This window comes from bacterium (assembly GCA_021371935.1).
Taxonomy (GTDB): Bacteria; Armatimonadota; UBA5829; order UBA5829; family UBA5829; genus UBA5829.
In genome coordinates this window covers 25,723-47,773 of sequence record JAJFVF010000010.1, presented here as the reverse complement: position 1 = coordinate 47,773, position 22,051 = coordinate 25,723, and the positions used below count along the sequence as shown (strand labels likewise).

Below are 22,051 nucleotides of genomic sequence, written 5' to 3'. Positions count from 1 at the left end.
TCCGGGTCTCTGAGAGCATTATTCACGTTCCTCGTGAATAATGCGGGTTAAGACATCACCCCTCGGCCATTAGAATTACTCAGCAAGATTAATGCCAAAACCACGTTTTTTGAAGATTCAAATATTCAACAAAAGCGCCGATGAGCGAAATATCGCCAATCTTTACGCAGATAAACAGGCAATTCTGCCATGCGATAAAGTATATTTACCTCGACTCTAGATGTCTTAAACTATTCTCTCCACCAAAGACTCGGTACATCACGGAGAGCAACTTTTATGTCCATTGACACACCAAGACATCGCCAGAGAGCGTACTCGGCTGTCGTGAGGGCAATAGCGGGGCTGTTGTTGGTCTTGGACAAGTGAGCAAGCCAGACCGAGACCGGCCTTTCGGCCTCGGCCAAATCTATGAGCAAACTGGAAGCAGCATCGTTTGAAATGTGACCGTGCTCCGAAGCGATCCTGCGCTTGAGATACCATGGATATGGTCCCTTAAGCAGCATTTCCTCGTCATGGTTGGACTCCAAAATCAATAAATCGGCTCTAAATGCCTCCTCACGAATTTCAGGAGTCAGCATGCCTGTGTCCGTGGCAATCACGGCAGTCGCTGTGCTCGAATGCACACAATAACCTACAGGGCATGCCGCATCATGTGAAATTCTAAACGGCCTTATGAGCAGTCCGCCTAGAGCCATCTCTTCGCATGGATCGATTGTTTTATGGGGAACGCTCACTGCTCCAGGTATGCGATCTAAAGTGAGAGAATTGGCCACTATCGGAATACCGAAACGCCTGGCCATGCGCACGGCTCCGGTGATGTGGTCAGTGTGCTCGTGAGTGATAAAAATTGCAGACAGGTCTGCTGGGTTGACCTGGGCCTGCATGAGAGCTGCCGTCAAGCGCCTGATGCCTACCCCGGCGTCTACCAGGATTGCTGTATCGCCGTCCTTTATCAAAAATGAATTGCCTGAGCTTCCGCTCGCGAGGGAATGGACTGTTAGAGACACAAATATATGATACTACAAATTCGGGCTATTGGTACCAGCCTTGAGTTGTGCATCAATATATTTGGCGGATTTTATCCATTTGCGAAAAGAAACGAATACCCAAATAATCAGAACAAGCAATAAACCAGACTGAACCATGTTAATCAGTCTGATTATCCTTGGTGACCAAACGCAGCCATGTAGATAGAATGGCGCCACCTTCACAGCACTTCCGAGCGTAATGATAACTAAATTTATCAAAACAACTGTCCAAAGCGGTCTTATTCCTCGCAGAGCTTTTCTTGTGCCTACGCGCAAGATAGCAACTATGGCAAGCAGAACCACAGCCGCAATTGCGAATAATGGAAGAAGCATTAAATGTAATGCTGAATGCACAGAATCTGGAAGCATATCATTCACCTTCAAAGCTGAGCATTTTCATTATACCACCTAAAAAATAAACAAGGGATGCAGATTACTCCACACCCCCAAACCATCAAACTATCATACTATCCAACCATCAAACCTAAAGAATCAGTCCTTCTTCCTGGCTGCCTCGGCAACAAGGCCGCGACCTATCTCGTCACGCTGGATCTGGTTTGTGCCCTCGTATATCTGGGTGATCTTGGCGTCGCGCATCATCTTCTCGACTGGATATTCCTTCATATAGCCATATCCGCCGAAGACCTGCACCGCATTGGTGGTGACTTCCATCGCTATATCCGACGCCCAGCACTTGGCCATGGCCGAATAGGCTGTGGTCTTCTCAGCAGGGTGCGAGTCTATCCAGCGAGCAACACTGTATACTAATGCACGTGCGCTCTCGACCTTCATAGCCATATCGGCAAGCATGAAGCGTAGACCCTGATTGGCAGATATAGGCTGGCCGAACTGGACCCTCTCACGGGAATAATTCACCGAAAGCTCCAATGCGCCCGCAGCGATACCCAATGCCTGAGCGGCTACACCCGGACGGGACTGGTCAAATGTCTTCATAGCAGTAAAGAAGCCCGTGCCTCTGCGGCCAATCATGTTCTCCTTGGGAACGCGGCAGTCCTGGAAGACCAGCTCACGGGTAGCCGATGCGCGGATGCCCATCTTATCCTCTTTTTTGCCGAAGCTGAAACCCTCGGTGCCCTTTTCGACCACGAAGCAGCTTACGCCCCTAGGTCCGCGGTCAGGATCGGTCACTGCAAATATCGAATAAATATCGGCCTCGCCGCCGTTGGTGATCCACTGCTTCGTGCCGTTGAGGATGAAGCTGTCGCCGTCCTCCACCGCTCTGGTCTGCATGCCAGCTACATCCGAACCGGCATTGGCCTCGGTGAGACCAAACGCGGCTATGGTCCCGTCGGCAATTCTTGGAAGCCATTTCTTCTTCTGCTCATCGGAAGCTGAAACTAAGATTGGGAAAGTGCCCAGGCCGGTCGCAGCAAAGGCAAGCGAGATGCCGCCGTCGACTTTGCTGAGTTCCTCTGTGACTACGCACATATTCATGATGGCGCTCTCACCCGCCATCCCGCCATATTCATCGGGTATAAATACACGGAAAAGGTCCGCCTCTGCTATGGCCTTGACTATCTCCCACGGAAACTCTCCGGTCTCGTCGTGGTGAGCACTCACAGGCTTGATCTTCTTAACAGCGATCTCCTTCGCCACGTCCTTCATGAACTGCTGCTCTTCGGTCAGAAAATAATCCAACATAATGTAATGTCCTCCTCAAACCGGACCGGAATTCGACCCGATCAAAAAACTCTCACGTGCCTCAGAACAGCACGTACATCAAGTCGGCACGGGAATGGACCCGCGCCGATATATTTTACAGTATTAGGCAAGCTGCTGCGAAATTCCTTCAGCGCTCCAAACTGACAAAACCATCTGCCTATTTCTTCGTTGTCCAAGGCAGATCAGTTGTCGAGAACGGCGAAGCCGGAAAACCAACTTTGTTGAAGAGGTTCACTACCGGAGCGTCAGACCAACCGTAACGGACGACCGACGGATGCGCAACATCAGGGCTGCTGACGACAACCATATCGCCCACTATGCTCGCATGTGCATTCACAAATTTATGGTCATCGCCTGCAATTGTCCATCCGGTCAACTCGCCGCCTCTGGCTTCCAGGCCGCCGGTCACATTGTCGAACGACAATACGACTCGATTGCCGAATACTTCCATCGACTTGAATGAAGGACCCTGATAAGGCACATCTCGACCATATACTTTGGCCAGAGCTGCCGCCGCCAGACGGTCGCCGACAGGCTCTTTCCATTTGGGGTGGATGTTGTCTGGATTGCCGTAATCAGTAATGACAGCCATCGCTGTGTTGGGCACACTCTCGGCTGTGAGACGCTGCGCTTCGCGAAGCTCCGCCCAGTGGCTGTCGACCGGCTCCGTATTGAGCTTGCCGAATGGAGCCAACTGCACGAACAAAAACGGAAAATTTCCCTGAGACCATGCTTTGCGCCAGCAGTCGATCATCACCGGAAAGAGTGTCTTGTATCTGAACGCATCAGCCGCATTTGTCTCGCCCTGATACCAGATAACTCCCTTGATCGCATACGGCTGAAGAGCAACTACCATGCCGTTGTAGAGAGCTGTGCATGACTTGGGATCCTCATCCTTGGGAGCATGCTCGTCTATCATCGGCTTTGTGACCGGATTGGCCTGCAGGCATGCCATGCTCGTCCATGCCTGGGCAGGAGTGCCGCCCCATGAAGTTTCTATCAAACCAATGGGAACATTCAACTGCCTGCGCAAGCCGCGTCCGAAGAAATATCCGACTGCTGAAAACTCATTCACCGTTCCAGACCCGCATTCATTCCATGCGGCATCGACATCATACTTGGGATCGGCGGTCGCTCTCTTGGGAACCTTAAAGAGCCTGATCTGTGAATCTTTTGAACTCGCTATCGCCGGTTCGGCATTCGCAGCATACCTGAGCTGGAACTCCATGTTTGACTGGCCACTGCAAATCCATACCTCGCCGATCAGAATATTCTTGACCTCAACAGTGTTCTCGCCCGAAATTGTCATGGTATATGGACCACCAGCCTTGAGAGGTTTCAAATGAACCATCCATCGACTGTCTTCAGCTTTTGTACTCACTGTCTGATTCAGAAATTTAACAGTTACTTTCTCGCCGTTGGCTGCAGTCCCCCATACAGGCACACTTATTCCCTGCTGGAGCACCGCTCCATCCGAAAACAGCGCATCAGGTTTGACAACTGCCTGCGCAGGCATCGTCAACACGATACACATTACAAGAAATACCAAAACACGTACAATCTTCACTTCAAAATCCTCTCTCATTTACTGCATACTCATCAGGCGCTCTACAGGAGCCCACATATCCGTTAATATCTCGCCCTTGCTCTCCCAGTTTCGTTTTAGCATCAGGCAGGATGTGATATACTGCGGATCGATGCCCTGCTCGCTTGTGAAATCGAGCTTCTTTTGTGCTTTTGTGGCCGCCTCCAGAGTCATATTCTTCTTGGCTCCGATCTGACTGACCAGTATCGCATTGCCGCTGCGGTGGCACATATATACGTCCACACACCCGAACGCGGCGTTCATCGTCCGAGCCTGATAACTGTATAACTCGCTGACGAACATTGAATTAACCGAAACAACACCATCGGGAGTCATCACCGCGGCAAGGTGGCGATAGAAGCCGAGTGTGTTCAGGTGAAACGGCGTGTAGTCGCTGTCATAGGCATCTACAATCACCCAATCGTAAGGCTCGGATTTTGCAAGCAGCCTTAAGTTGATAAATGTGCGCCCGTCTATCGTGTATACGGTCACATTCTTGCCCGGTCGCCAGAAAAAGAACTGTTGGGCAATCCTCACGACTGCCGGGTCTATCTCTACTACATCGAGTTTGACATTCGGGTAGCTGCTCTCGACTGACCTGGCGATATCTGCTCCGCCAAGCCCGATTATCAATACACGCTTCGGCCTCGGATTATAGAGCACCGGAGCAAGCATTACGCCGGTATATTCACTGATGTGGCTTGAGATGTTGCGGAGGTTGATGGCTGTTTGAGGAAATTTGAAATCATGAGCACCAAACGTGAGCATTCGGATTGGACCCTCTTGAGTGACTTCGACTCTGTGATATGCAGTCTCAGTCTGCAGGAGCACTTTTGTGCCCGGAGCATTACCCATTTTACTCAACTCCGCAAGAGCCTGGCGCTGGGCGTCGGTGAATCTTGATTCGGCAGTGGAATCGTCTTTGCAAAGCACTTCACCTATCATGCTCTTCTGGTATACCTGCTGCGAAATCGGCACGAGCTTTGCCGGAGATATATACGATATCGCAATCACAGCTATTGCAAATAAGATACTGAGCGCGACTGAAACGCGATTGGCCATCGAAAGAGCAATGGCCGAGACAATGCCTGCTGTCGCAACCATCAGACCGCCGCTCACCGCAACCACCGCCAGTGAAAATGATGGGATCAGGATAAACGAAGTTATCAGGCTGCCCAGGAAGCTGCCGACCGTCGAAACAGAATACAGCGTTCCCGCCTTGCTGCCCGTCTCGGATCGCACGCCCGCAACAAGATGAACCGCATATGGTGAGACCGTGCCCGCAAGCACCATCGGAAGAGCATACAAAATTGCGGCAGCCATCAAAGACCCCCACTTAACGTCAAAGCCTCTGGTCACGAACCAGGCGCACAGGCTGTCTTGATATGCGACAGACAGGGTCACTATCGCTCCAGCTACTACAAGCAGAACCGTGGGCACCCAGTGAGACTTAAACTTTCGGGTTAGAAAACCTCCTATGCCGTAACCTATTGCAAGCATAACCAAAAAAACCGCCAATACGCTGCCCCATACATATATCGAGTTGCCGAAATACGGAGCCAGCACACGAGCGGCGACCAGTTCGGTCTGCATTACGAACCAGCCAGCAAAAAAGACCAGCACCCACAAAGAAATAAGTTTCTCAATGCCGAAGTATGACAGCTTCTTGCTTTCATCCATTTGTGCAAACCTCCCGAATTAGGTTGAGAGCGATGAGCGGAGAGTGGAGAGCAAAAAACAGTGCTCAGCTAGCCCGGATTATGCACTTCCAGCATAATCCGGGGCCCCGAGAAGCATTATTCACGCTCCTCTCGTGCAATTTACTAAGTCAGATTTCCGCTGGAAATGTGACTCTTTACTGACCATAAATTGCTTAGATGCGAATATCATACTATGAGCTTGGATAAAAGGCAATGATTGTGGCTCGGCGGGAGCCTCGCCCTCCCGGTAATTTGCTGTTGGAAAAATGTAGGGGAATCACATTCTATTTCGGGAAAACAACCGAGCTGTGCGTCCGACCGTCGCTGCCGGTCGCTATAGTAAACTCGCCCATCAAGTTGTCTCGCACCAGGCTCTCTACTATCCGCAGACCGAGGTTGCGATTGCGCTTGATGTCGAAGTCGGGCGCAAGCGGAGTGCCGTCATTTATGACATCGAGGATCACATTCTCATCATCGCGCGAAACACATACTGCAAGCTCAGTGCCGACGCTGCCGCTGAAGCCATGTTCGACTGCGTTTTGTATCAACTCGTTGAGAATGAGAGCTACATAGGTGGCCTGGCCGCTGGGCAGCAGAAAATCATCACCCTCGACCAATATCGCAATCTCACGCGCATCCGGCAGCAGACCGCGCGCTGTGGCGCTCAATATGTTGTCGGCCAGGCGTTTGATACTGACATTGTCCAGGTTCTCGCTGGAGAGCATCTCATGGACCGCGGCAATGCTCTGAATCCGGTTGATACTTTGAGTGAGAGCCTCCTTCGGTGAGTCGAATTTACCCACTTTTAGCTGCAGTCTGAGCAGGCTCGCTATTGTCTGGAGACTGTTTTTGACTCTGTGGTGCATTTCCTGAAGGACTGCTGTCTGCACCATCAGTTTGGCGTTTTGAATGGATATGGCCGCCTGGTTTGCAAGAGCGGTGAGCAGACCGATGTCCTCCTCGGAGAAGTCGCGCGGAGTGGCGGTGTAACAGTTGAGCACGCCGATTATCTCCTTCTTGACCGACAAAGGAAGCGCTATAAGCGAACACAGACCCTCTTTCTTGGCGATGTCGGGATATTGATAGCCCGGCGTCTTGCGAACATCGCGTATTGTAATGGGCTTGGCCTCCATTATTGCGCGACCGGCAACGCTCTCCGTGAGCTTCACATTTGGCTTTTTCGTGTAGGCGCGGCTCTTGCTCTGAGTGGCAGTTATGACCAGTTCGTCCTTGCCCTCGTTCAAAAGCATGACCGAACATATCTTGAAGTTCATACTCTCGGCAGTCATGGCCACTATTAGCTGCAGGATTTCTTCGAGATATAAATCCGATGTGATTGTCCGGCTTATCTCAGAAAGTGTGCTCAACTGAGATGCGCGCTTTTCCATACGGTGGTAGACGTTGAAGTTTTCGACCGCACCGCCGACCTGACGGGCTATGCTGTCGAGCAGGCTGACCTGCATCTTGGTGTAGTCATGAGGAGGATTGGTTCGGACATTGATGACCCCTACCAGGTCGTTCCTGCCCCTCAGAGGAACTGAAAGCATGGACTGGTATTTGTCCTGGAGGAGCGTAGGTACGGGCTTGAAACGCTCATCGCGCCATGCCTCACGGCTCAGGACCACATGCTGACCCCGTTGGGCAACCCATCCGGTGATGCCCTCGCCGACCTTGAGCCTGATCTTGCCGACTACGTCTTTGACCTCACCGCTGGCTCCACGTAATACCAACTCCTGGCCGGTCTCAGAGAGCAGATATATCAGGCAGAAATCTGTGGCCGTCACTTTGACGACTATGTCGGCGACTTTTGTGAGCATGTCGTCGATATAGAGCATGGAGCCGATTGCCTGGCCGACCTCCCGTAATGCGTCCGCCTCCAGCATCTTCTCGGCTATGCGCTTCTCAAGGTCGGCAACACGCACTCGCAGCGCTTCCAATTCCTGCTCAGGCGGCAGTTCGCGCAGCGCGGCATCGGTTGCATCCTGTTCCTGGTTTTTACGTTCTCTCCAAGGGCTCATTATTAGTGGAGAGTGGAGAGTGGAGAGCCAAGAGATAAACTCTGCTCCCTACTCGCCGCTCTTGGCTTTCAATCTAAATATCATGCGCGATGATGAGAGCCTCGGCTATCTCCTTCATCGAACGGCGCTGGTTCATGCTCTGCTGCTGAATTCGCCTGAATGCTTCGGCCTCGGAAAGCTTATACTTGTCCATCAGAATTCCTTTGGCACGGTCGACTATCTTGCGGGTCTCGAGCTTGGTCTCCAAATCGCCCAAAGTCGTCTCGAGGTCCTGCTGCTCCAAATATCTGGATATCGCTATCTCAACCGCCGGGAGCACATCCGATTCCTGGAATGGTTTGACCAGGTATGCAAACACCCCTGCTTCCTTCGCACGCTCGATCAGGTCCTTCTGGCTGTAGGCTGTGAGCAGCACCACCGGCGCTATCTTCTCATCAGCGATGATCTTCGCGGCGTCGAGACCGTCCATCACAGGCATCTTGATATCCATTATCACTACATCCGGCTTGAGTGACCGGGTAAGTTCGAGAGCCTTCTGGCCGTCGGCGGCCTCTCCGACTACTACATGCCCCAATTCTTCAAGCAGTGTCTTCAGGTCCATCCTGATGATGGACTCGTCGTCGGCTATTACAACTCTGATCTGGCTCATATCTATCTTCTCCATATTTATCCTAATATGATTCTACAATGTGCTATAATCGTTGTCAAAGCTATAGGAGCGATATGTGCTAAAGAAATCACCCGTCTTCAGCCTGGCAGCCGTAATAATAGCATATCTGGCGCTGTGGCTATTGGTCCCAAAAGCGACATTTCTGCCCGATATAATCAGCCACCTTACAAATGCGGCTTCACACACATCGGGTATTCCTGCCGCAGGCATCAGAATAATCTGCATTCTTATAATTGCGCTGCCGACCGTTATGTTTATGGCAATACAGATCGGCATCATCTATCAGAGTGTAAGGCTGAAAATGGGCTTCATCCACTCGCTTGCAGCGTTTGTGATAAGCCTGGGATGCGCATATGGGTTGATGGACCTGATTGTGTGGCGGTCGGGAGCAGTCAAGATAGTGCACCGCGCGCTGACACTGCGCGAGAAGTTCTTCGTGGTCGCCAACTACATAACACCGCTGACCATGCTCTATTTCATCTGCATCATGCTCGCCGCCATCAGCCTGGGATATCTGGTGTCACTTAGAATCAAAGACAAAAACCTGCTGCTGCCGGTGGTGATGTTCGCCGCATATATAGATTTCTGGACCGTGACCAGAGGACCAGTCTCACATGTGATAAAAAATGCGCCCGAGGTGGTCGGAGCTGTGAGCACGCCGATCCCCCACGCCGGGGCAGGCACATTTATGCCCTCAACCATGATCGGGCCGGGTGACTTTATATTTATGGCGATAGTGTTCGCAGTAGTACATAGGTTCGCGATGAAGCCGCGCCGCAACTACTGGTTCGTGTTTGGAGCGATGACACTTGGAATGCTGGCGGTATTGTTCAATGTGCTCCATGCCCTGCCCGCGCTTATAGTATTGGCTGTGGCAGTGGTAGCTGCGAACTGGCAAGAGTTCAAGCTCTCGCGCGAAGAAAAAATATCCACCGCAATCGTGGCACTGCTCCTGCTGGCATCGCTGCCGATTATATGGTCGCTTTTCAAGCCTCAGCCGGAGAAGAAACATAAGCCTAAGACGGCAGTTGCATATCGGATGACATTCGATATCGCATCGTGGAATTTTGTCGACGGTCAGAGCTGACCGTAATGTCAATGTTTCCCCAACCCTCGAAAGTGATCATACCTAATATATGACACTTCCAGGGGGAAACATGTATGCGAAGGCCAAAACCAGCCGTCTTTGGCTTAATAGCGCTGATCGTTTTATCACCAGTAGTCTGCTTCGCACAAAACGAGGCTGACTCGGGTAGAGGTCCGGCTACATTCCTGTTGCCTGAAGAGAGCCGGATAATTGATATTGTAAAAAATATCGGGCCGACTGTGGTCGCAGTCACTCAATATGATGCCGGAGGTGAAGAAGACGGCATAGGCTCAGGGGTCATTATCTCCAAAGAAGGCGAAATCCTGACCAATAACCATGTGATAAGCGGTGCAAAAAAACTTACCGTCACCCTGGCAGACGGCAGGCAGGTGGACGCAAAGAGCCTGGGCGGAGACCCGGGCATTGACCTTGCAATCATAAAAATTCCCGTCACCAATCTGCCCATCGCCCCTTTGGGTGATTCGGATTCGTTGCAGGTCGGTCAGGTCGCAATAGCCATTGGTAACCCTTATGGATTCGAGCGAACAGTGACTGTAGGGGTCGTCAGCGCACTGAGCAGGACCATCCCCGGAGGCGGACTATCCCTTACTAACCTCATACAGACCGATGCCCGCATATACCCCGGTAACAGTGGAGGACCACTCGTAGACAGCGCAGGTAAAGTGATCGGAATCAACACTGTCGTCGTCAGCGGTAAAGCCGGTACACTCGGCTTCGCAATTCCTATCAACACAGCTCGCAGCGTACTCGATAAAGTTAAAAAACAGGGCAGAATTGTGGTCGGCTGGATTGGGATATCCTTCGCGGAACTCAGCGCAGAAGTGGCCGAAGAATTCGGTCTGCCCGTAAAAGAAGGGGTAATTGTCGCTCAGGTCGAAAAAGGTGGACCTGCGGCGCTTGCAGGAATGCGCAAAGGCGATATAATCGTTGAGGTCGATAATAAAAAAATTACGGACGGTGGCTCGCTCCAGAAAATCATCCGGCAAAGAGAAATAGGAGACAAACTGGATGTTACCGCTCTACGAGATGGCAAACCGAGACATTTCGTGGTAGTCATCCGCGAAATGCCTCTGTCACTGAGATAGTGGGTATACCCAAAGGCTCGGCAGGAGCCTCGCCCTCCCACTTGTTCTGCGCAAGATTCGGCTCGGCGGGAGCCTCGCCCTCCCGGCTCCCTGCTTGCTCATCATTATAATAAACCGGTATTGGGGCATAGCTCAAAAAAGAGTATACTATTACCAATTATTTTTACGGAGAATGAACATTGCTTTCCAGTATTTTGCGCACGACAACGTCGGTCGTGCTGTTATATCACCGCATGGGGCTGCCAAAGCTATCCTCACTGGTGGCAGGCCAGTATGTGGCACCTACCCTCTTTAGATCACAGATGGATTATCTTTCATCAAAAGGCTGGGCTGCGACAAACCTGGACTCTGTGATTTCAGAGGAATTATCCGATATCGACAGGTTCGCGATCACCTTTGATGACGGGTATCTGAGCGTATATGAACATGCCTATCCTGCAATGGTCGAGCGGCAGATGAAAGCGACAATCTATGTGGTGGTCGATTCCATTGGCGGGTTCAACGAGTGGGACCGCAAGGCCGGTGACCAGAGTGAGCAGATGATGAGCGCCGCACAGATAAAAGAACTCTCAGACGCAGGGTTTGAGATTGGCTCGCATACACTTACTCATCCACATCTGACTGAGCTTAACAACAGTGATCTCGATCGCGAACTGGTCGAGTCTAAAAGCAGACTCGAAGACTTGATCGGCAGAGAAGTGAAATCGTTCTCATACCCCTACGGCAACTGCGACGACCGCGTCATCGCTGCCGCAATTGAAGCGGGTTATTCCAATGCAGTCGCAACCAGACTGGGAATAGTATGGAAAGCAGGCTCATTCGAGATTCCCAGGGTGAATGTGCGATGGAATGCTTTCGGTCCGCTGCTCATGAAAAAAATAGGCCGAGCAAGACGGGCAAGCGGAGTGATCGACTGAGCCTATGAGAGTGCTGGAGGCGATAACACCATCACGGATCGGCGGCGCGGAAGTATATGTTGCCGACTTATGCGATGAACTCTCCAGACTCGATATCGATATTGAGTTGTTTGTCCCCTCGGGCAGGCCGTTCGTCAAATATGCAGCCGACCGGGGTATATCGAGCTTCAATTGGAAAACTCACGGCAAGTTCGACCCGATGACCGTAATCCGCCTGGCATTGCTGATACGCTCGCACCATATAGACATCATCCACACTCATCTCTCGACTGCAAGCCTGCTCGGAGCTTTCGCTGCAAAGCTGGCTGGAGTGCCGTCGGTGGCTCATGTGCATGGGTTGAACACTGCGACATGCTTCAAATATTCCACTGCAGTGATTGCTGTATCTGAGGCCGTCAAAAAGCATCTTTGCACGCAGGGTTTGAACCCGGACAGAGTGCATGTGGTCCACAATGGAGTCGATTTGACCAGGTTCAGTCCGGTTCCGCTCGCAGAGGCAAAACGCGCTCAGGGTTATGAAGAAACAACTCCCGTCTTTGGGATATTTGGCAGGCTCTCGGAAGAGAAGGGTCAGCGCAGCGCAATAGAGGCGATGTTTATCCTCTCGAAAACCTGTCCGAGCGCTTGGTTGATGATCGTAGGGGACGGAAAGACTCGCGATGAGCTGATTGGCGCTGCGCAGGCACTCGGAGTTGCGGATAATGTCGAGTTCAAAGGGTTTAATGCTGACGTTAAGCCTCTGATGTCCGCATGCGACGCGGTCATCGTGCCATCACTAAAGGAAGGTTTTGGACTGGCGGCAGTGGAGGCTATGGCTCTATCGCGTCCTGTTATCGCTACAAACATAGGTGGGCTGCCGGAGATAGTAGTATCAGGCGAAACAGGCATCTTGGTTCCCGCGAACAATCCTCAACAGATAGCCGAAGCCATGGGAAAGCTGATTGCAGACAAGTCTGCTGCCGAAGGCATGGGCAAAGCAGGCAGATCGAGGGCGGAAAGCTGTTTCGATCTCAAGAAACAGATCAAGGCGGTCTGTTCGATACTCGAGGATTACACGAAATGAAGCCGTTTGCGCTGTCGGTCAAAATGATAATCAGAGACGATATGGGACGATGTCTGCTGCTGAAAAGATCGATGGACTCAAAAAATAACCCCGGCAAATGGGACTTTCCAGGTGGCAAGCTGGATGTGGGCGAGGCGTTCGATCAGGCTCTGATACGTGAGGTCACCGAAGAAACAGGATTGAAAGTCGCAATCGATAAGCTCGTGGGATCGGCACAGTCCGAATCGCCGTCCAACCGGATTATATATCTGCTGCTTGAGGGTCGAACAGAATCAGGCACAGTCGCACTCAGCGACGAGCATGACGACTTTCTTTGGGTCTATCCTAATGAACTCGAAAAAGCGGATATATGCGATCAGTTCAAGCCGATTGCAAAAATTTTTGCCTCAACGTTTAACTCTTGACAATATGCGGCATATAGATATAGAATCTAACTGACGGGCGATGGGACTAGTTCCACCGCCGGTTTGAATAAATTACCCGACCGCAAGGCCGATAAGCCCAAGCGGGAAGGCGCGTTATGCGTTTAATATTTGAACGATCAAATACGCCTTCTTGCTGATCTGCGAGAGGGCTTTTTTGTTTAGTCTGCATTATTCACGAGAGCGTGAATGATGCTCTTGGAGCCCAAGATTATGCGTGAAGCGCATAATCCTGGTTAGGTGGTGAGTATGGACAAGCGTATTGGCGTGGTAGGAATTATAGTCGAAGATATTTCGGCGGCTGAAGAGGTGAACGCAGTACTCCATGAGTTCTCCGGCATCATTGTAGGCCGAATGGGCGTGCCGTATAAGGAACGCGGAGTGTCAGTAATATCAATAATAGTAGACGGGACTGGTGATGAAATAAGCGCGCTCACCGGCAGGCTCGGCAGGGTGCGAAACGTATCGGTGAAGACAGCTCTGGCAAAAGAAACGAGGTAGTGTTATGTATGATCCGAAATCCAATGATTCCAATGAGTTTATAAGTCATGATGAGATAGAGGAGACTCTCGCGCAGGGACGCGCGCAGGCAGACGATATCGTGCGGATCAGGGAAATTCTGGCCAAAGCAGCTGATTTCAAGGGACTGACGCATCGAGAAGCGGCTGTGCTCTGTAATGTAAGTTCGCCTGAGATTATGGAAGAAATCTATGCACTGGCTCGAAAAGTCAAAGAACACATATACGGCCGAAGAATCGTCATGTTCGCGCCGCTGTATGTGTCTGACTACTGCGTTAATCGATGCGCTTATTGCGGCTATAATCATGACCATACATTCAAGCGCCATAAACTCAACCAGGAAGAGCTTGCGCGCGAAGTAAAGCTGTTGGAGAGTATGGGTCACAAGCGTCTGGCACTGGAGACCGGTGAGGACCCCGTAAACTGCCCGATTGAATATGTGCTCGATTGCATTAAAACGATCTACTCACTCAAGTTCGATAACGGTTCGATACGGCGTATAAATGTGAATATCGCCGCGACAACTGTCGAAGACTATAAAAAGCTTAAGGCTGCCGGCATCGGCACTTACGTGCTCTTCCAGGAGACATATCACAAGCCGACTTACCTGAAATTCCACTTGGCCGGACCCAAGCGCAACTATGAATATCATACCGAAGCCCACGATAGAGCGATGCTCGGTGGAATAGACGATGTGGGGCTTGGAGTATTATACGGTTTGCACGACTGGAAATATGAAGTGACCGGACTGCTGATGCACGCCGAGCATCTGGAAGCCAGATTTGGAGTTGGGCCGCATACCTACTCCTCCTGCCGAATACGCAAAGCCGAGGGCGTCAATGCCGAAGATTTCCCGTATCTGGTGAGCGATGAAGAATTCAAACAAATTGTCGCCATACTGAGGCTGGCTACTCCGTATACGGGGATGATACTCTCTACACGTGAACCGAAGGGCTATCGTGACGAAGTCATCGCGCTCGGAATATCGCAGGTGAGCGCCGGGTCGTGCACCGGTGTCGGCGGATATGCGAATGCCGCAAAGCTGGGATTTGAAGACGAAATACCGCAGTTTGAGCCGGAAGACCGCAGGTCGCCTACTGAGATGCTCAAAGACCTGATTCGAGACGGTTATATACCGAGCTATTGCACCGCATGCTATCGTGAAGGCCGCACAGGCGACAGGTTCATGAGGTTCGCAAAAACAGGCCAGATTCAGAACATGTGCCAGCCAAATGCAATCCTTACTCTGCAGGAGTATCTTGACGACTATGGAGATGATGAACTCCGTGAGCTGGGTAAAAAGGTGATTGACAAAGAAATGGCCGAAATACCGAACCCCAAGGTACGTGCAAAGGCCAACGAGTATCTGGAAAGAATTCGCGCTGGTGAGAGAGATTTCAGGTTCTGAAAACCTTTCACTTCAGTTTGTAAGGCTCTAATATGGGGTGTCCGAGCGCTTCAGCCAGGGCGCCCCATGCCTCTTCAAATCTCTCAGATACATTCGCCGGGACAAACCCGAAATCCAGGTACATATTGATGGCTTTTTGGGCTGTGGTCATGCTCCAGAGATGCACTTTCTTGTGATGGCATGCTCTGAGAAGACGCATGGCCTCGGCAAGCATGGGTTTCGCGAGCTTGCGGCCTTGAAATTCGGGAATTATTACAACCCAGTGGATGCGCCCACGATCATCACCCTCACGGTCGGGGTGATACCAGGCGATTGTACTGCCGATTACCTGACCCGTAGTTTCCTCCACTAGGAAAACACAGCGCTGCTCGAACTCGTCCATGTGCGGCGCGAAATCTTTATTGAAACGCTCCATCGCCTGCTCAATGCTCTCAAATGCGCCCACATTTACCTGAATCTGCGCCCATACAAGCTCCTCGCCACGCTTGAAAAATCGAAATTTGCATCCCGGAGGAAGAGGATAATCTGGAATGTTGTCCAGGTTTTCTCGCGACATTGCGATTGGAATATTTTCCATCAAAGCGTCCTGATGTGGCTCGGCGGGAGCCTCGCCCTCCCAGTCTGTTCATCATTGCAGTAATCTTGTGCTTAACAAAAAACCAGCGAAAGGTCCCGGATACCGATTTATATTGGAGCCGCCTCAATATGAAGCGGCTCCCTGATTATTATTGACTACTTATTTATTCGGGCAGTACTTTTGCCAGACCCTCAAGCTCAGGCTCGCCTGGTCCCAGAGGGAAGTCGATCTTCTTTCGCTCTATGGCCGAGCGCATCAGACCGCACATGATCTCCTGGTCCTTGTAGCCGTCCTCGCCATTGCAAGGATGCACTTTTGTGCCGTCAAGCCATAAGGCTATATCCTCGATATACGGGACCTGCTCGTGGTCGGCATCCCATGTGCCCTCATCGGAACCCTCGGCTCCGCGGCTCTTGGTGACCGCTCGCCAGCCGCCGCCTACATGCACTTCAGCAAAGCCCTCAGTGCCCTGGATGATGAACCGGACCTTGCGCCACCAATACTCGACTTCAGGCACGTCGGGAGCTACCTCGCCGACCTCCATTATGCCGCGCACGCCGTTGACAAACTGAATGAACCCGCCCAGGTAATCCGGGCTGGGATGGTTGTCTGTGAGCTTCTCGCGGCCAAATGCCTGGCCTACTACCCACTCAACCTCATTTCCGCCGTTGAACCAGCGGATGTAGTCGGCAATGTGGGTCGCAAGGTGCATCATCCAGCCGGTGCCGGTGCCGTAGATCGTGTGAATTCGACCCAGTGCGCCGCTGTCGACAACTTCTTTGCACTTTACGAACTGGATGTTATATTTGCGCTGATGGCTCTGAACAGACTTTACACCGGCAGCATCAAGAACTTTTTTCATCTCGATGGCTTCAGTCATATTGGTCGCCATCGGCTTTTCGTATGCGATCAGCTTTACGCCGTTCTCACAGCCCAGCTTGATTAACGGCAGACGAACAGTCGGCGGTGTGCAGAAGCAGAAAATGTCGGGCTTTGTGGCCGCAAGCATTTTGCCCGCATCATCAAAACCTTCGGGATTGCCGCACAGAGCAGCCGCATCCGCTATTCTGCCTGAATCCACATCGGCCAAACCGACAACCTTGAACCTGGGATTTTTATAGAAAACGTCAGCATGGACCTTGCCGCGCTTGCCGAGCCCGGCGATGCCCACTGTATAGACTTGAGACATTTGGTTCCTCCGTTGAAAACAGCAGAGAGCGGAGAGTGGAAAGCGAAGAGCCCGGACCTGTCACCGCTCGGTAGGAAGTGTTAAGTGGGTCGGGGGCAAGAATACCCCCGACCATCGTCGTTATCTTCTCCTGTCGGCAGTTGGCAGTTTCAACTATCAACCGCGGAGTCGTAGGCTCCGGTGACTGCAAACTGCCAACCGATAACCATTATTTGAAATACTTCGCGCCCGGGCCTTTTTCCCATTCGAGCACTGCTGCGGCCACATACTTGACCTCTTCCTCAGTAAGCTCGGGATAGATCGGCAGGGTGAGACAGTTTGCAGAGTTCTTCTCTGTTTCAGGCAGAACCGGCTTCGGATCGCCGCCCGCATATGGCCAGCCCTGCTCGGGTCCGAATGGGAAGCCTTCCTGCTCATGGATAGCGATCGGATAATTGGTCAGAGCTGTGATGCCCTTCTCGTTCAGAAACGCCTGAAGATCATCCCTGCCTGCTGTCTCGATCACATAAAGGTGATAAATGTGCCTGTAGCCGGGCTTGCCGTAGGGCAGCTTGATCTTTGTGCCGGCGAGTTCCTTGTCATAGAGCTTGGCCCATTTGATTCTGTTATCATTGAACTCGTCGATGTGCTTGATCTTCACACTCAAGATGGCTGCATGAATATCGTCCAGACGGCTGTTCCAGCCTACGCTGTGGTGGGAACGCTTGTTGGAACCATGATTGCGCATTTTGAGGATCGGCTCGACGATGTCGTCACGATTTGTGAAGACCGCGCCGCCGTCACCGAATGTGCCGAGGTTCTTGGCCGTTATGAAACTGGTGGCGACTGCATCGGAAAGCTCGCCGATCTTGAATGTGTCGCCCTTTGAACCGAATGCCTGAGCGCAATCCTCGACTACAAGCAGATTATGCTTCTTGGCTATTTTTGCTATCTCGGGCATATTTGCCGGCTGGCCGTAGAGGTGGACCGGAATGATTGCCTTGGTCTTGGATGTGATCTTCTCCTCGATCTTGGTGACATCTATGTTGCGGGTGTCGGCTTCGCAGTCTACAAAGACCGGTGTCGCGCCAACCAGCCAGATGGCCTCGGCGGTCGCAAAAAATGTGTTGGATGTGGTGATAACTTCGTCGCCCTTGCCGATCCCCAAAGCAATGAATGTCAGCCAGAGAGCGTCTGTGCCGGAATTGAGGCCGATACAGTGCTTCATACCCATGTAGGCTGCCGCCTCTTTTTCAAAGCTCTGCATTGCCGGGCCCATGGTATACTTGCCGCTTTCAAGCACATCGACAATCGCCTTATCGATGTCAGCCTTAAGGTTGTGGTATTGACGCACGTGGCCGTAAAAAGGTACTTTCATTTGTTCCTCCTTCGAAAATGGGAACTATTTTCGTCCCCTTCGTGGCGAGCCGCAGGCTCATGCCACGATCCCTAACAATATGATAGCCATCGCGCGTACTCCTGCGGATGGCTGCGTCATTCCCCTCTCGGAACGATGCAAAGGATGCTTTTACGGCACCCTAACGTGCATTATATCACAGCCCGGCAATAAAAACAGCCCCGCTTTTGGGTAGCATTACAAAAATGTTTCGTAAACTGCTGATAATCAATGCCGATGACTTCGGCGCATCAAATGGAGTAAACACCGCCGTCGCGCATGTGCGCCGCGAAGGGCTGATTACGAGCGCCAGCATTATGGTGACCGGGGATGCATTCGATAAAGCAGTGATAATCGCCAAAAACGATCCACAGCTTGCAGTGGGACTACACCTTGCACTGAGTAATGCACGCAGCATGCTCGATCGGAAATATATCCCGGATATCGTCGATAAATGCGGCAGGTTCGGCGATAATCCTGCCGCATGCGCATGCAAATACTACTTCAGCCGGCGTGCAAAGGCACAGATCAGATCGGAAGTTGAGGCTCAGTTCGATGCTTTCGCGCAAACAGGGCTGCCTCTATCCCACGTTGATGGGCATCAACATCTGCATATGCACCCCGCAGTGCTTCCAACAGTGATCGAGATGGCAAAACAATACGGAGCACATGGGATCAGGCTGCCGCACGACCCGCTGATGGTCAATATGCAAGTGGATCGCACACGTTTGGTGCTGAAAATCGTGACGGCTATTGGACATGGTTATCTGGCCTGGATGGGAGAAAATACGCTAAGGGAATGTGGCTTATCGACATGTGAAATGTCAATCGGGGCTATGATGAGCGGAGATATGAAAATCGATCATGTGATTGGGATGCTGGGCAGAATACGTGCGCAGAGCGTCGAGATATTCTTTCATCCATGCGCATCTGAACGGACCGACCCACAGGGTCCAAATCAAGGCGACATGCAGACACTGCTCGACGCGAGGCTGAAAGAGTATGTAATTGCAAACGGGTATGTGCCGGCTACATATGCAGACTTGAAACCGGAGGTGGAGCGGTGAGCGCTGCGAGTATCTTGTTTCTGGCACTGGCAGCGGTTGGCGCGCTCTATTACATATTGTCGACTGCTGCGTTGATCCGGCATTTCAGGAAAGCCGCATCATCCCGACTATCCCCCGCAAAGAGAAATATCTTAAAAGTCAGCATCCTGAAACCGGTCAGAGGAATAGACTCACGGGCAAGCGAAAATTTCATATCATTCATGGATCAGGATTACACGGACTATGAAGTGCTCTTTGGAGTGCTCGATGAGAATGATCCATCTGTCGAGATATTACAAGATATCACGGCAGGCAAACTTCATGCGTCAATATACACCGGCAGCAGCATTGACGGGTTCAACAACAAAGTCAGAATACTCCACACACTCTTTGAGCGTTCGGTGGGTGATATCATCGCAATTGCCGATGCGGACACACGCGCAACACCCGATTTCATCGATCGGCTTATTGCTTCGTTCGATGAGCCGAATGTCGGGATGGTCACATGTATGTATAAAGGTATCAACGACCATGGCATCGCAGATATGCTCGAAGCGCTCCACATGACATGCGTATTCGCGCCGGGTGTGGCGTCGGCAAATGCAATGGGCAAAATAGACTTCGGCCTCGGAGCATCTATGGCAGTCCGACGTGAAGTGATAGAGAAAATTGGAGGATTTGAGACCATCGCAAACTACTTGGCGGATGACTTCCAACTCGGCAGGAAGACGACCCAAGTCGGATATGATGTGGCTCTATCAGACTATGTGATCGACATCAACCTCTCGGGCGAAAAAATAGCACATGTAATGCAAAGAGAACTCAGATGGTCCGTCACAACCAGAGTGAGCAGACCTGCGGGTCACTTCGGCCTTATATTTACATTCGGGTTTGCCTATGCGCTGATGTTTGCCGCATCGGTCGGGTTCGGCTTGCTCGGATGGTCGATATTGATCGGCGTATCTATTATCAGACTCGCGACGGCGTATATCGGCTCGGTCGTATGTCTTGGCGACAACCACTTTTTGAAGAGAGCATGGCTGATTCCTGTTCGCGATCTGCTCTCATTTGCAATATGGGTCGCGGGATATTTCAAAAGAAGCGTGACCTGGCGGGATAGAAAACTGGTACTTGCAAAAGATGGAAGAATCACAAGAGTAAAATAGCATTATTCCAGATCTTTTGCGATCACTGAAGAATCCACTGCCAATATATCACGGGACACCACGGGCCGTTTCCACAGACCGGAATAATAGACAACCAGGCTTGCGATCATCCCGACGAAGGCGCTGATAGCAATGGCATACCAGATTCCCTGGACCCTGTGCAGCCTGTGAGAAAGAAATACAGCCAGAGGCACGCGCGCCAGCCATAACGAGATCAGAGTAATAAGTGTGGTTATAATTGTGTGACCTGAGCCGTTGATGACTCCGTTCGCGATAAGCATGACTGCAAAGCACAGGTAGTTTATTGCGGCAACATGCATATACGTCACACCTATCTCCATTACGCTCGACTCGTTCAAAAACATCTTGAGCAGGATTTGAGGCATGGTCAGGGCAAGCGTGGAGACAAACAAAGTCAGACCGCCGCAGATGATGATGGACCACTTGAAAACGTCCTTGACACGGCTGATATGCCCGGCGCCTATGTTTTGACCCACAACCGTGGCCACTGCGGCATTAAACGTCAATGCCGGAAGCACTGCAAGCTGGTCCAATCGCATAGATGCGCCGAACGCCGCTGTGGCATTTTCACCGTAGCTGTTCACCAGACCGATGACCACGATCTGGCCGATGGACACCAATGACTGCTGGAGGATGGTCGGAAACCCGATCTTGATTATGAGCCCCATCGTGAGCCAGTCCACACGTAGATGCAGCCAATCGGGGGCAACCAGGTGATCGCATTTGCTGAGATAGTAAAATGTGGCAAAAACCCCCAACGCCTGCATCGCCACGCTGGCGACAGCCGTTCCGTTAAGCCCCAAACGCGGGAAGCCGAGCCAGCCAAACATAAGTATCGGGTCGAATATCGCCGTCAACAGCAGAGAGCCTACCTGAAAATAGAGCGGAGTCTTGGAGTCGCCTACCCCTCTGAGCATGGATACCGCAAGAAAAGTTGCATATGTAAACGGCAGAGTGCACAGGAATATGCGCATATAATTCACGGCAAGATCGTATACGTTCGCCGGTGTCTGTATCTGGCGCATGATCCAGGGAGTCGCCAACTCCCCAATCACAAACAAGACTATGCTAAAACCGATAACCAGCACGGTGGAGGTCTGCACAACATCCCTCAGCCTGCGGTAGTTGCGTGCCCCGGCAAACTGAGAAATTAGAATGCTGGTGCCCATGGTAAGCCCAATGGCAATCGTCATAAGCAAGAACACTATCGGCATGCTGACAGTTACCGCAGCAAGGTCCGCCTTGCCCAAGCCCTTGCCTACCCAGATGGCATTGACAATGCTGTATGCCGTCTGCACTATATTGCCTGCCAGCATCGGAAGCGAAAAATGAATGAGGTGGCGCGGGATACTCCCGCTCGTCATGTCGCGGCCATGTTTTGAGGCAGATGATTGCTCTGATTGTTCCATGTTGTCTCCAGTTATATTTTACGCCCGCATGCGAGGAAATTCCATACCTATCACTAATACAT

At 51.5% G+C, this 22,051-nt stretch carries 20 protein-coding genes; 9 read left to right on the top strand and 11 right to left on the bottom strand.

The window, feature by feature from the left end:
* Window positions 1-230 precede the first annotated feature (230 nt).
* The 7 genes from LLG46_07855 to LLG46_07825 form a co-directional block, all read right to left on the bottom strand.
* Window positions 231-1,007: an MBL fold metallo-hydrolase gene (locus tag LLG46_07855; protein ID MCE5323214.1), complete on the bottom strand. Its 777-nt coding sequence runs from the start codon at window positions 1,005-1,007 to the stop codon at window positions 231-233.
* A gap of 12 nt (window positions 1,008-1,019) precedes the next feature.
* Window positions 1,020-1,397: a hypothetical protein gene (locus LLG46_07850; GenBank protein MCE5323213.1), complete on the bottom strand. Its 378-nt coding sequence runs from the start codon at window positions 1,395-1,397 to the stop codon at window positions 1,020-1,022.
* 123 nt (window positions 1,398-1,520) lie between these two features.
* Entirely contained in the window at window positions 1,521-2,687 is a 1,167-nt protein-coding gene (locus LLG46_07845) for an acyl-CoA dehydrogenase family protein (protein ID MCE5323212.1), read from the bottom strand.
* 181 nt (window positions 2,688-2,868) lie between these two features.
* On the bottom strand, window positions 2,869-4,296 hold the full coding sequence (locus LLG46_07840) for a sialate O-acetylesterase (protein MCE5323211.1): 1,428 nt from the start codon (window positions 4,294-4,296) through the stop codon (window positions 2,869-2,871).
* Window positions 4,297-5,976 carry a fused MFS/spermidine synthase gene (locus LLG46_07835; GenBank protein ID MCE5323210.1) on the bottom strand — a complete coding sequence of 560 codons (1,680 nt, stop codon included), beginning with the start codon at window positions 5,974-5,976 and terminating at the stop codon, window positions 4,297-4,299. It lies immediately after the preceding gene.
* A gap of 304 nt (window positions 5,977-6,280) precedes the next feature.
* Window positions 6,281-8,014, bottom strand: coding sequence for a GAF domain-containing protein (locus LLG46_07830; protein MCE5323209.1), 1,734 nt, complete (start codon window positions 8,012-8,014; stop codon window positions 6,281-6,283).
* A 73-nt stretch (window positions 8,015-8,087) separates the two neighbouring features.
* Window positions 8,088-8,663 (bottom strand): response regulator, encoded by a 576-nt coding sequence (locus LLG46_07825; protein MCE5323208.1) that lies wholly within the window; start codon window positions 8,661-8,663, stop codon window positions 8,088-8,090.
* A gap of 76 nt (window positions 8,664-8,739) precedes the next feature.
* Between LLG46_07825 and LLG46_07820 the strand changes: the two genes are divergently transcribed.
* The 7 genes from LLG46_07820 (at window position 8,740) to hydG (ending at window position 15,206) form a co-directional block, all read left to right on the top strand.
* Window positions 8,740-9,771, top strand: coding sequence for a hypothetical protein (locus tag LLG46_07820; GenBank protein MCE5323207.1), 1,032 nt, complete (start codon window positions 8,740-8,742; stop codon window positions 9,769-9,771).
* A gap of 74 nt (window positions 9,772-9,845) precedes the next feature.
* Window positions 9,846-10,877, top strand: coding sequence for a trypsin-like peptidase domain-containing protein (locus LLG46_07815; protein ID MCE5323206.1), 1,032 nt, complete (start codon window positions 9,846-9,848; stop codon window positions 10,875-10,877).
* A 179-nt stretch (window positions 10,878-11,056) separates the two neighbouring features.
* The gene (locus tag LLG46_07810) at window positions 11,057-11,794 is read left to right on the top strand and encodes a polysaccharide deacetylase family protein (protein MCE5323205.1); all 738 of its coding nucleotides are present in this window, start codon (window positions 11,057-11,059) and stop codon (window positions 11,792-11,794) included.
* Window positions 11,795-11,798: 4 nt separating this feature from the next.
* Window positions 11,799-12,857: a glycosyltransferase family 4 protein gene (locus LLG46_07805; GenBank protein ID MCE5323204.1), complete on the top strand. Its 1,059-nt coding sequence runs from the start codon at window positions 11,799-11,801 to the stop codon at window positions 12,855-12,857.
* A complete protein-coding gene (locus tag LLG46_07800) occupies window positions 12,854-13,261 on the top strand; it encodes an NUDIX domain-containing protein (GenBank protein MCE5323203.1) in 408 nt (135 codons plus the stop codon). The genes LLG46_07805 and LLG46_07800 overlap by 4 nt, the downstream gene beginning before the upstream one ends.
* A gap of 267 nt (window positions 13,262-13,528) precedes the next feature.
* Window positions 13,529-13,780 (top strand): iron-only hydrogenase system regulator, encoded by a 252-nt coding sequence (locus LLG46_07795; GenBank protein MCE5323202.1) that lies wholly within the window; start codon window positions 13,529-13,531, stop codon window positions 13,778-13,780.
* Window positions 13,781-13,784: 4 nt separating this feature from the next.
* Complete coding sequence (gene hydG, locus LLG46_07790; protein MCE5323201.1) at window positions 13,785-15,206, top strand: [FeFe] hydrogenase H-cluster radical SAM maturase HydG; 1,422 nt, start codon at window positions 13,785-13,787, stop codon at window positions 15,204-15,206.
* A 7-nt stretch (window positions 15,207-15,213) separates the two neighbouring features.
* Here the strand turns inward: hydG and LLG46_07785 are convergent, their stop codons facing one another.
* The 3 genes from LLG46_07785 to LLG46_07775 form a co-directional block, all read right to left on the bottom strand.
* A complete protein-coding gene (locus tag LLG46_07785; protein MCE5323200.1) occupies window positions 15,214-15,783 on the bottom strand; it encodes a GNAT family N-acetyltransferase in 570 nt (189 codons plus the stop codon).
* Window positions 15,784-15,946: 163 nt separating this feature from the next.
* Window positions 15,947-16,972: a Gfo/Idh/MocA family oxidoreductase gene (locus LLG46_07780; GenBank protein MCE5323199.1), complete on the bottom strand. Its 1,026-nt coding sequence runs from the start codon at window positions 16,970-16,972 to the stop codon at window positions 15,947-15,949.
* A gap of 208 nt (window positions 16,973-17,180) precedes the next feature.
* On the bottom strand, window positions 17,181-18,329 hold the full coding sequence (locus tag LLG46_07775; protein ID MCE5323198.1) for a DegT/DnrJ/EryC1/StrS family aminotransferase: 1,149 nt from the start codon (window positions 18,327-18,329) through the stop codon (window positions 17,181-17,183).
* Window positions 18,330-18,553: 224 nt separating this feature from the next.
* On the opposite strand from LLG46_07775, the gene hpnK reads away from it, so the two are divergent.
* Together hpnK and hpnI are read left to right on the top strand one after the other, a co-directional pair.
* Window positions 18,554-19,414: a hopanoid biosynthesis-associated protein HpnK gene (gene hpnK / locus LLG46_07770; protein ID MCE5323197.1), complete on the top strand. Its 861-nt coding sequence runs from the start codon at window positions 18,554-18,556 to the stop codon at window positions 19,412-19,414.
* Complete coding sequence (hpnI, locus tag LLG46_07765; GenBank protein ID MCE5323196.1) at window positions 19,411-20,559, top strand: bacteriohopanetetrol glucosamine biosynthesis glycosyltransferase HpnI; 1,149 nt, start codon at window positions 19,411-19,413, stop codon at window positions 20,557-20,559. The genes hpnK and hpnI overlap by 4 nt, the downstream gene beginning before the upstream one ends.
* A 2-nt stretch (window positions 20,560-20,561) precedes the next feature.
* Here the strand turns inward: hpnI and LLG46_07760 are convergent, their stop codons facing one another.
* Window positions 20,562-21,989 carry an MATE family efflux transporter gene (locus LLG46_07760; GenBank protein ID MCE5323195.1) on the bottom strand — a complete coding sequence of 476 codons (1,428 nt, stop codon included), beginning with the start codon at window positions 21,987-21,989 and terminating at the stop codon, window positions 20,562-20,564.
* Window positions 21,990-22,051 lie beyond the last annotated feature (62 nt).

Excerpts from the sequence above, each read along its gene's own strand:
- LLG46_07850 (MCE5323213.1), bottom strand. The coding sequence starts at position 1,397 with ATGCTTCCAGATTCTGTGCATTCAGCATTACATTTAATGCTTCTTCCA.
- LLG46_07840 (MCE5323211.1), bottom strand. The coding sequence starts at position 4,296 with ATGAGAGAGGATTTTGAAGTGAAGATTGTACGTGTTTTGGTATTTCTT.
- LLG46_07835 (MCE5323210.1), bottom strand. The coding sequence starts at position 5,976 with ATGGATGAAAGCAAGAAGCTGTCATACTTCGGCATTGAGAAACTTATT.
- LLG46_07830 (MCE5323209.1), bottom strand. The coding sequence starts at position 8,014 with ATGAGCCCTTGGAGAGAACGTAAAAACCAGGAACAGGATGCAACCGAT.
- LLG46_07825 (MCE5323208.1), bottom strand. The coding sequence starts at position 8,663 with ATGAGCCAGATCAGAGTTGTAATAGCCGACGACGAGTCCATCATCAGG.
- LLG46_07815 (MCE5323206.1), top strand. The coding sequence starts at position 9,846 with ATGCGAAGGCCAAAACCAGCCGTCTTTGGCTTAATAGCGCTGATCGTT.
- LLG46_07805 (MCE5323204.1), top strand. The coding sequence starts at position 11,799 with ATGAGAGTGCTGGAGGCGATAACACCATCACGGATCGGCGGCGCGGAA.
- LLG46_07800 (MCE5323203.1), top strand. The coding sequence starts at position 12,854 with ATGAAGCCGTTTGCGCTGTCGGTCAAAATGATAATCAGAGACGATATG.
- LLG46_07795 (MCE5323202.1), top strand. The coding sequence starts at position 13,529 with ATGGACAAGCGTATTGGCGTGGTAGGAATTATAGTCGAAGATATTTCG.
- hydG (MCE5323201.1), top strand. The coding sequence starts at position 13,785 with ATGTATGATCCGAAATCCAATGATTCCAATGAGTTTATAAGTCATGAT.
- LLG46_07785 (MCE5323200.1), bottom strand. The coding sequence starts at position 15,783 with ATGGAAAATATTCCAATCGCAATGTCGCGAGAAAACCTGGACAACATT.
- LLG46_07780 (MCE5323199.1), bottom strand. The coding sequence starts at position 16,972 with ATGTCTCAAGTCTATACAGTGGGCATCGCCGGGCTCGGCAAGCGCGGC.
- LLG46_07775 (MCE5323198.1), bottom strand. The coding sequence starts at position 18,329 with ATGAAAGTACCTTTTTACGGCCACGTGCGTCAATACCACAACCTTAAG.
- hpnK (MCE5323197.1), top strand. The coding sequence starts at position 18,554 with ATGTTTCGTAAACTGCTGATAATCAATGCCGATGACTTCGGCGCATCA.
- LLG46_07760 (MCE5323195.1), bottom strand. The coding sequence starts at position 21,989 with ATGGAACAATCAGAGCAATCATCTGCCTCAAAACATGGCCGCGACATG.